The sequence below is a fragment of the Mycolicibacterium austroafricanum genome, from assembly GCF_902705885.1.
GTDB classification, from domain to species: domain Bacteria; phylum Actinomycetota; class Actinomycetes; order Mycobacteriales; family Mycobacteriaceae; genus Mycobacterium; species Mycobacterium vanbaalenii_A.
In genome coordinates, this window is record NZ_CACSIP010000048.1 from 36,599 (window position 1) to 45,459 (window position 8,861).

At 67.2% G+C, this 8,861-nt stretch carries 8 protein-coding genes; 5 read left to right on the top strand and 3 right to left on the bottom strand.

Annotated features, from left to right (window positions below):
* Positions 1-4: 4 nt before the first annotated feature.
* Complete coding sequence (locus BEMPMBAN_RS26970; RefSeq protein WP_159234618.1) at positions 5-976, bottom strand: threonine ammonia-lyase; 972 nt, start codon at positions 974-976, stop codon at positions 5-7.
* Between the two features lie 135 nt (positions 977-1,111).
* Here BEMPMBAN_RS26970 and BEMPMBAN_RS26975 point away from each other — a divergent pair, with 135 nt between their 5' ends.
* From BEMPMBAN_RS26975 to BEMPMBAN_RS26990, 4 genes are read left to right on the top strand one after another with little or no spacing between them, the layout of a single operon-like run.
* Entirely contained in the window at positions 1,112-1,708 is a 597-nt protein-coding gene (locus BEMPMBAN_RS26975; protein WP_200846137.1) for a TetR/AcrR family transcriptional regulator, read from the top strand.
* 1 nt (position 1,709) lies between these two features.
* Complete coding sequence (locus BEMPMBAN_RS26980; RefSeq protein ID WP_159234619.1) at positions 1,710-2,780, top strand: hypothetical protein; 1,071 nt, start codon at positions 1,710-1,712, stop codon at positions 2,778-2,780.
* Entirely contained in the window at positions 2,707-4,389 is a 1,683-nt protein-coding gene (locus tag BEMPMBAN_RS26985; protein ID WP_159234620.1) for a tetratricopeptide repeat protein, read from the top strand. Before BEMPMBAN_RS26980 ends, BEMPMBAN_RS26985 begins: the two co-directional genes overlap by 74 nt.
* Positions 4,386-5,690 (top strand): alpha-amylase family protein, encoded by a 1,305-nt coding sequence (locus BEMPMBAN_RS26990; protein WP_159234621.1) that lies wholly within the window; start codon positions 4,386-4,388, stop codon positions 5,688-5,690. Before BEMPMBAN_RS26985 ends, BEMPMBAN_RS26990 begins: the two co-directional genes overlap by 4 nt.
* A 3-nt stretch (positions 5,691-5,693) precedes the next feature.
* On the opposite strand, the gene BEMPMBAN_RS26995 is transcribed toward BEMPMBAN_RS26990, so the two are convergent.
* Positions 5,694-6,116, bottom strand: a complete 423-nt coding sequence (locus BEMPMBAN_RS26995; RefSeq protein WP_159234622.1) for a DUF1810 domain-containing protein — start codon at positions 6,114-6,116, stop codon at positions 5,694-5,696.
* Positions 6,117-6,464: 348 nt separating this feature from the next.
* Between BEMPMBAN_RS26995 and BEMPMBAN_RS27000 the strand changes: the two genes are divergently transcribed.
* Positions 6,465-7,460 (top strand): esterase family protein, encoded by a 996-nt coding sequence (locus tag BEMPMBAN_RS27000; RefSeq protein ID WP_159234623.1) that lies wholly within the window; start codon positions 6,465-6,467, stop codon positions 7,458-7,460.
* Between the two features lie 71 nt (positions 7,461-7,531).
* Here the strand turns inward: BEMPMBAN_RS27000 and BEMPMBAN_RS27005 are convergent, their stop codons facing one another.
* Complete coding sequence (locus BEMPMBAN_RS27005; RefSeq protein ID WP_159234624.1) at positions 7,532-8,809, bottom strand: ATP-binding protein; 1,278 nt, start codon at positions 8,807-8,809, stop codon at positions 7,532-7,534.
* Positions 8,810-8,861: the final 52 nt, after the last annotated feature.

The window sequence follows — 8,861 nt, forward strand, 5'->3', positions numbered from 1 at the left end:
TCCGTCAAGAGGGTAAGTCAGTGACCCACCGGTGATAGGCATCCGGGTCGACGTTGCTGCCGCACACGATGGTGACCACGTGCCGGCCGGCGAAACGTTCGCGGTCTTCGAGGATCGCGGCGATGCCGAGCGCGGCCGACGGCTCGACGACGAGACCGGCGTGTTCGACAAGCATCCGCATCGCCATGATGATGGAGGTTTCTCGGACCAGCACGGCGTCGTCGGCAACCAGGAGGAGATCGTCCAATACGGCCGCGATGGGATGCCGACCGGCGACCCCGTCCGCGATGGTGTCAGTCGATTCGGTGGTGGTGACGCGTCGTTGACGCCATGAGTGCGTCATCGCCGGTGCGCCGAGCGGCTGGACACAGATCACCTCGACGCGGGGCGACAAGGCCTTCATCACGTGACCTACGCCAGTCGCCAGGGCGCCGCCGCCGAGGGCCACCAGCACGGCGTCGTAGCCGGCCGAAGAATCCACCAGTTCCAGCCCGATTGTCGCTGCACCTTCACACGTCTCGATGTCCAGGCTGTCTTCGACCAACCGGATCCCCTCGTCTCGAGCGACCGTCACCGCCCGCTCGCGTGCGGCCTCGATGTCGCCGTCCACCAACTCCAACCTGGCCCCGAGTGCGCGGATGCGGTCGAGCTTGGCCGCTGGCGCGACATGCGGCGCCACCACGGTGATGTCGAGCCCGCGGCTACGTCCGGACCAGGCCAGGGCTTGGCCGAGGTTGCCCGCGCTGGCGCACACCGCCGCTCGTGGACCACCGGCGACGAGCAGGCTCGCGACCACCTCGGTGCCGCGAGCCTTGAAGCTGCGCACCGGGTTCGCCGTCTCGAGCTTGACGCTCACGGCGCACCCGAGGCCGGGCTCGAGTGCCTCGCACGGGTAGAGCGGACTATCGAGGAAAACCGGGTCGATCATCTGGCGCGCCGCCCGGATACGAGCGGTGTCGAAGCGCGTCCGCTGCACGACACAGCAGCCTAATGCCCGCCGGATACCGCCGCCCCCACGTGACGCGACGGCGGTCACAACACGACCATGACGTGGCTTAGATAACCTGATCTTTCGTAGTCATGTGTCTACGAAGTGCCCTATTCTCTGACAGTGCCTTCCCGAACACCGGATCGCGGCCACAGTGCCGATCCTCGCGCCGAACGCGTCCGTGCCCGCCTGCGGGGTGCGGCGTTCGCGATGGCACACGAGCGTCCCGTCGACGAGATCACCGTCGCCGATCTAGTGGCCCGGGCGCAGGTCAGCCGCCAGGTCTTCTATCGGCACTTCCGCGACCGCGACGATGCGGTCGCCGCGGCGATCTCCCACGCGTTCACCGCCGCCGTGGCCGGTTGCGGCGGCGACGACGCCCGCGGGCGCATCCTGCAACTCTTCAGCTTCGCCGAGGACCACCGTGCGATGTACCGCAATGTCGTGCCCAGCGCCGTCACCCAGCGAGTCGTCACCGCGTTTCGCGCCGCACTGCTCCCGGCCTGCGAGGAGATCGCGGCGCACGGCATGGTGGTGCTCTCAATCGTCAGTCCACTCCCCCCCGAATCCGTCACCCGGTTCCTGGTCGGCGGCTTCATGGAGGTTCTGCGGTCGTGGATGGAGGACCCCGAGGCCACAGACCTGTCCGCCCGGGTGACCGCGGCGCTGGACACCGTCGATGCGCTGCTGGGCATCTCAACAGTTCAGAAAGGATCATGACGTGGGTAGACACCACTCCCCCGAGACCACCGCGGGTCGTGACCGGTCCGCGGTGCGCACCGTGGCGCTCGCGCTGGCGGGGTTGACCGTCTTCGTCCTCGCAATGGTCGCCAGCTACTCGGGCGCATTCGCAAAACCGACGCTGCACCACCTGACGGTTGCGGTGTCCGCCCCGGACCAGATCGTCGAAAATCTCAGGCACCAGCATGAATTGGCGCTCAACGTCGTCGACGATCCAGCCGCCGCCCGCCAGCAGGTGTACGAGCGCCGCGCCGACACAGCCTTCGCCGTCACCTCTGAGCACGACATGACGATCTACGTGGCCGGCGGCGGCGGGCACAGCGTGGCGCTGGCCGCCGAGACCGTGGGACAGGCGACGGCCGAGCGCGCCGGTCTGACCCCCAGAGTCGAAGACGTGGCTCCGACGTCTGCGGGCGATCCGTCCGGCACCGTCGAGTTCTACGCCGTCATCTTCATCTCGATCGGCGCCTCCCTGGGGGCGGCACTACTCGGCCGTCTGATGGGCCCGGTGCGTACCCCCGCCACCCTCGGCCGGCGCACGTTGTCGCTCGCCGCGTTCTCGGCGGTGCTGGCGGGTTCGGTGACGGTGTATGTGGGGCCGGTGCTGGGTGCCCTCACCACCCACACGTGGCAGGTGTTCGGCGTGCTGTGGTTGTACGCGATGGCGGTCGGCGGAGCGGTGACCGGAGTCGCAGCGGCGTTCGGGATGCTGGCCTCGGTGCTGCTCGGACTTTTCCTCGTCGTGGTCGGCAACGCGGCCGCGGCCGGCCCGGTCGGCCGTCCGTTGCTGTCCGGCTTCTACGCGACGTTCACCTCGGTCGTGCCCCAGGGCTCGGGGGTGTCGCTGCTGCGCAGCATCTCCTATTTCGGCGGTCACGGCGCCGCCGTCCCCCTGGCCACGCTGGGCATCTGGGCCGGCGCGGGCTGCCTGCTCGCGATCCTCGCCACCGCCGCGAGGGTGAACTATCGTGCCCTCTATGAACGCCGCGCCGAGTGGACTCGGCGACACCGAGGACTACTACGATCTCGGCTCGTTCCATCGGCCGATTGAGACCCCCTCGGCGGGAGCGCAGGTCTGGTTCGACCGCGGCATGATCTGGTGTTACGCGTTCAATCACGACGAGGCGATTCGCTGCTTCGACCGGGCGCTGGAACTCGACCCCGACCTGGCGATCGCGCGCTGGGGCATCGCATACGCCGTCGGACCCAACTACAACAAGCCGTGGGAGGCGTTCGACCCGGTCGATCTGGCCGCTTCGCTGCAGCGGGCTCGAACGGAGCTGGCACGGGCCGCAGACGGCCGCGCCGGCGCCGTCGAACGCGGCCTCATCGATGCGCTGACCGCGCGCTATCGCACTGATGACCCGCATGACACCGCGGCGCTGCAGTCCGGTCACACCGGCTACGCCGACGCGATGTCGGCACTGGCGAAAACCCATCCCGCCGATATCGACGTCGCCGCACTGACCGCCGACGCACTTGTCAACGTCACGGCATGGGCGCTGTGGGACAGTCGAACCGGGCAGCCCGCCCCCGGCTCGCGGGTGGTCGAGGCCAAGCGGATCCTCGATGACGCGCTCGCGACTCCGGCCGGCCGCGAACACCCCGGGATCCTGCACCTGTATCTGCACACCATGGAGATGTCGACGACGCCCCAGGAGGCGCTTCCCGCGGCGGACCTGCTGCGTGACCTGGTGCCCGACGCCGGGCACCTGCGCCACATGCCGAGCCACATCGACGTGTTGTGCGGCAACTACCGTGACTCGGTGGTGGCGAATCTGGCTGCCGTACAGGCTGATCAGCGATTCGTCGAGCGTGAGGGCCCGCTGAACTTCTACTCGCTCTACCGGGCGCACAATCTGCACTTCGTGGTGTATTCGGCCATGTTCGAAGGGAACTCGGCGATCGCGTTGCGGGCCGCTAACCAGCTCGCGGCTCAGCTCACCCCCGAGTTGCTCGCCATCGAATCGCCGCCGATGGCTGATTGGCTGGAAGCGTTCGTGCCGTTGCGGGTGCACGTGCTGATCCGGTTCGGCCGGTGGGCTGACTTGATCGCCACGCCGGTTCCCGACGATCCAGCCTTGTACTGCACAACCGCGGCCACCGTCCACTACGGGCGGGGGGTGGCGTACGCCGCGACCGGGCAGCTCGGAAAAGCGCGGGCCGAGCGGGAGTCGTTCGCCACGGTGTACGAACAGATCCCGGAGAGCCGCTATCTGTTCAACAACACCAGCCGTGACATCCTGGCGGTCGCCGCCGAGATGCTCGACGGTGAAATCGACTATCGTGCAGGGCAATTCGACGAGGCATTCGCCCATCTGCGGCGCGCGGTCGAGCTCGACGATTCCCTGCCCTACGACGAACCATGGGGTTGGATGCAGCCCACCCGGCATGCGTACGGCGCGCTGCTGCTCGAGCAGGGCCACGTGGCGCAGGCGGCGCAGGTGTATGCCGCTGACCTGGGGCTGGACCCGACGCTGAGCAGGCCCTGCCAGCATCCGGGCAACGTGTGGAGCCTGCACGGCTATCACGAGTGCCTGACGCGGCTGGGCCGTGACGCCGAAGCCATGATCATCGGCAGACAACTCGAGCTCGCACTGGCGCGGGCCGACGTCCCGGTGCTGACCTCGTGTGCGTGCCGACTGGAGGTCGACCGATGACCGAACCTGCCTGGGTCGAACACGTCATCTGGTGGCAGATCTATCCGCTGGGCTTCGTCGGTGCGCACCCGGCCGACGTCGCGCCCACCGCTGACGAACACCGGATCCGCAGGATCGTCGACTGGCTCGACTACGCAGTCGAACTCGGGGCCTCCGGGCTGGCGCTGGGGCCGGTGTTCGCCTCACGCACCCACGGTTATGACACCACGGATCACTACCGCATCGACCCCAGGCTCGGTGACGATTCCGACTTCGACCACCTGGTCGCCGAAGCCCGTCAACGAGGGCTGAGGGTGCTGCTCGACGGAGTCTTCAACCACGTGGGCGCCGACTTCCCGCGTTACCGCGAGGCGGCCGACGGTGGGGACACCTCGTGGTTCCTACAGCGCGACGGCAACTTTGTGACCTTCGAGGGCCATGACGGGCTGATCACGCTGAACCACCGGAACGCCGAGGTGATCGACTACACCGTCGACGTGATGTGTCACTGGCTCGGCCGTGGAGCCGACGGCTGGCGCCTCGACGCCGCCTACGCGGTCCCGGACCGCTTCTGGGCGCAGGTACTGCCCCGGATGCGCGCGATGCACCCGCAGGCGTGGTTCGTCGGGGAGGTCATCCACGGTGACTACGGCGCCCACGTGAACCAGGCCGGATTCGACTCCGTCACGCAGTACGAGCTGTGGAAGTCCATTTGGAGCAGCCTCAACGACGCGAACTTCCATGAGCTGGACTGGACGTTGACCCGTCACAATGAGTTTCTGGACACCTTCGTGCCGATGACCTTCATCGGCAATCACGACGTCACCCGGATCGCCAGCATGCTGACCAACCCCGACCATGTCGAACACGCCTTGGCCGTCCTGATGACCACCGGCGGAACCCCGAGCATCTATGCCGGTGACGAGTCCGCCTACCGGGGTGTCAAAGAGGAGAGGTTCGGCGGCGACGACGCGGTCCGGCCCGAATTCGATTCTCCCCACAAAGGAGTCGGCGAGCACGGGGTGCAGGTGTACCGGGCTCATCAGCACCTGATCGGCCTGCGGCGGCGCCATCCCTGGTTGCACACCGCGCGGACCACCCCGCTGCATGTGACCAATCACGGGTACGTGTACGCCGCCCGCAACGGTGACCACACTCTGGTCGTGGCACTCAACGTCGACGACGCGGCGATGCCGTTGTCCCTGCCCGCCCTCGGTTTCACCGCTGGCGAGATGGTCGCGGGGTCGGGTGCTCCACCGTCGGAGGTCGTGGTCGACGCCGTCGTGCCGCCCCACGGCTGGCTGGTGCTGGAACCGCGCTGACGCTTAGCCGAACAACTCGAGGGTCGCGGGATCCTCGCACCCGTCGTAGAACTTGTCCAGGACCGCCCGGAACACCGGATCCCGGTCTACGCGGGCAAACAACGTCATCGACGAACGCACCTTGAGATCGTCTGGGTGGCCGAAGATCTCGGTGGCTGTCCGACCGTCGACGGCGAGCAGCAGTCCGGCGCACTCCCGTAGCCGCGACCCGAGAACCGGGTGCTGCAGATACGCGTCCGCCTCGGCCAACGACGAGATCCCGAACCGGTGTGCCGGCGCGCTGTGGCCCAGGCCGCGCATCTGGGGAAAGACGAACCAGATCCAGTGACTTCGCTTGGCGCCGGCACGCAGTTCGGTCAGCACCGTCGGGTACACGTGGTCTTGGGCCTCGACGAAGCGACCGAGGTCGAACGGATCCTCACTCATCGTGTCGCCGAGTCTTGCAGGACACCGAACCTGCTTCAACGACTGTTTGCCGCGAATTCGTGCCGATGCCACTCGCCGCGCCGGACCGGGTGACATCTCCAGCCGAGCGGTAGTGGCGTAATACCTGTTCATGGCCATTGCCGCTGCCCATCGTGGTCACAGATTTCACACCCGTCACAGAGCGTATCGGCGGATGGCGAGTCCGCGCCGAGTTGTAATCGTTAGCCAACCGCGACGTCGTTTTGTGGTGTCGAATGCCGGGCCCGCCGAGGCGACCGTGTTGCATTACCTGTGCAACGCGACCGCGTTTTTGCCAGGCGAGCACGGAAAGGTGGGTTGGCTGCCGCTATGAGGTTGACAGAGAAGTTTCGAGGTAAGTGGGTGCGCCGGGTGGCCGCTGCTGCCCTGACGGCGGCTGCACTGCCCGGGCTGATCGGCTTCGCCGGGGGTTCGGCAACCGCGGGGGCGTTCTCCCGGCCGGGCCTTCCCGTCGAGTACCTGGATGTGTTCTCCCCCGCGATGAATCGCGACATCCGCGTTCAGTTCCAGGGTGGCGGTCCGCATGCGGTGTACCTGCTCGACGGTCTGCGGGCCCAGGACGACTACAACGGCTGGGATATCAACACCCCGGCGTTCGAGTGGTACTACCAGTCCGGCCTGTCCACCGTGATGCCGGTAGGCGGTCAGTCGAGTTTCTACACCGACTGGTACCAGCCGTCGCGGGGCAACGGTCAGGACTACACCTATAAGTGGGAGACCTTTCTGACGCAGGAACTCCCGGCGTGGCTGGAGGCCAACCGCGGGGTATCCAAGAACGGTAACGCGGTCGTGGGTCTGTCGATGGCCGGTAGCGCGTCGATGAACTATGCGATCTACTACCCGCAGAAGTTCATCTACGCCGCATCGCTTTCGGGCTTCCTGAACCCGTCCGAGGGTTGGTGGCCGATGCTGATCGGGCTGGCGATGAACGATGCCGGCGGCTTCAACGCCGAGAGCATGTGGGGTCCGTCCTCGGATCCGGCGTGGAAGCGCAACGATCCGATGGTCAACATCAACCAACTGGTCGCCAACAACACCCGGGTCTGGGTGTACTGCGGCACCGGCACACCGTCGGAACTGGACGCGGGCACCCCCGGCCAGAACCTGTTGGCTGCGCAGTTCCTCGAGGGATTCACCTTGCGGACCAACATCAGCTTCCGCGACAACTACATCGCCGCCGGCGGTACCAACGGCGTCTTCAACTTCCCGGCTGCGGGCACGCACAGCTGGGGTTACTGGGGACAGCAGTTGCTGCAGATGAAGCCCGACATCCAGCGGGTGCTGGGCGCGCAGAGCGTCGCCTAGCGACAACCCACAAACCAGGAAGCCTGCCGTTTCCCCCCGGAGCGGCAGGCTTCCTGCTGTTTCGGGAACCGTCAGAGCCGGGTCCGCATCGCGATGTCCTCGTTGAACTCGTCGAGCATCGCGTCGGTCAGCGTCGGCCGGATGTCGGCGATGGCGCCGAGGAAGTCGTCGGTGTTGGGCGGCTCGCCGCGGCGGAACTCGACCTCGCGTTCGAACGCGCACTGTGCGCCCTTGCGTGCGGCGAACTCGATGTCGGCGGGAGTGAACATCGCGGTGGCCTCGACGAGCTTGTCGACCTCCACGCCATCGGCGACAGCGCCCAGGTAGCGCTTCCAGATCGCCTTGCGCGCAGCGTCATCGGGCGGCCCGACGGGGATGACGTAGTCGAACCGTCCCGGGCGCAGGAACGCCGAATCCAGTGATCGCACGGAGTTCGTCGCGCATATCAGCAACCGTTCGTCCTGCTGACGGAACGTCGGGATGAGTTTGAGGAGTTCATTGGTGACACCGTGTGCCGGGTCCGAGGGGATGCCGGACCGCGAGCCGGCGATCTCTTCGACTTCGTCGATGAACACCACGGCTGCGTCGAGTTCGCCGAGGTCGGCGAACATGTCCCGCAGGGCGTTGGGCATCGTGACGTCGGGCGCGGTCAACCGGGACGGGAAGATCTCGATGAACGGCCAGCCGAGCCTGCCGGCGACAGCTTTGGCGAAGCTGGTCTTGCCCGTACCCGGCGGCCCGAACAGAATCGCCGCCTTGGGCGGAGAGACCCCGTAGCGGGCGGCCAAATCCGGTTGAGCGAGCGGCAGCACGATGCGGCGCTCGATCATCCGCTTCTCTGCCTCCATGCCGGCCATGTCGTCCCACAAACGCTGGGTCATGATCCGGCCGCCGAGTGCGGCGAGCAGTCCGGTGTCGGCGGGCCCGACGTGATCGACCCTGTCGAAGTACCGCAGATCGGTGCGCTCGGTGTATCCCAAGTTGCGCAGTGCGGCGGTGCCGGTGGCGTCTTCGGGCAACATCGCGCTGATGCGCCGCACACCCGAGGTACGCAGCCGGACCTCGAGCTCGGTGAGGAGTGCGCTGCCGATCCCCCGGTCCCGCCAGCCGCTGCTGAGCGCGATCATCGTGATCCACGCACGGTCGCCGCTGATCTGGGCCACCGCCATGCCGACGAGCTGGTCGTCGACGACGGCGACCACGGCGGGTTGACCGCCCCGGGCAGCCGACACCACCTCGGACACCGGAAACGCCGGGGCCGCCTCGGCCGGCTCCCGGCTCTGGTCCCAGACCGAGATGGCCTGGTCCAGGTCGTCATCATGAAAGTCGCGTAAGCGCCATGGGGGCATGACACCGATGATGGGGCGGGGTGGGGCGCGCGGTCATGCCCCGATCGGGTGG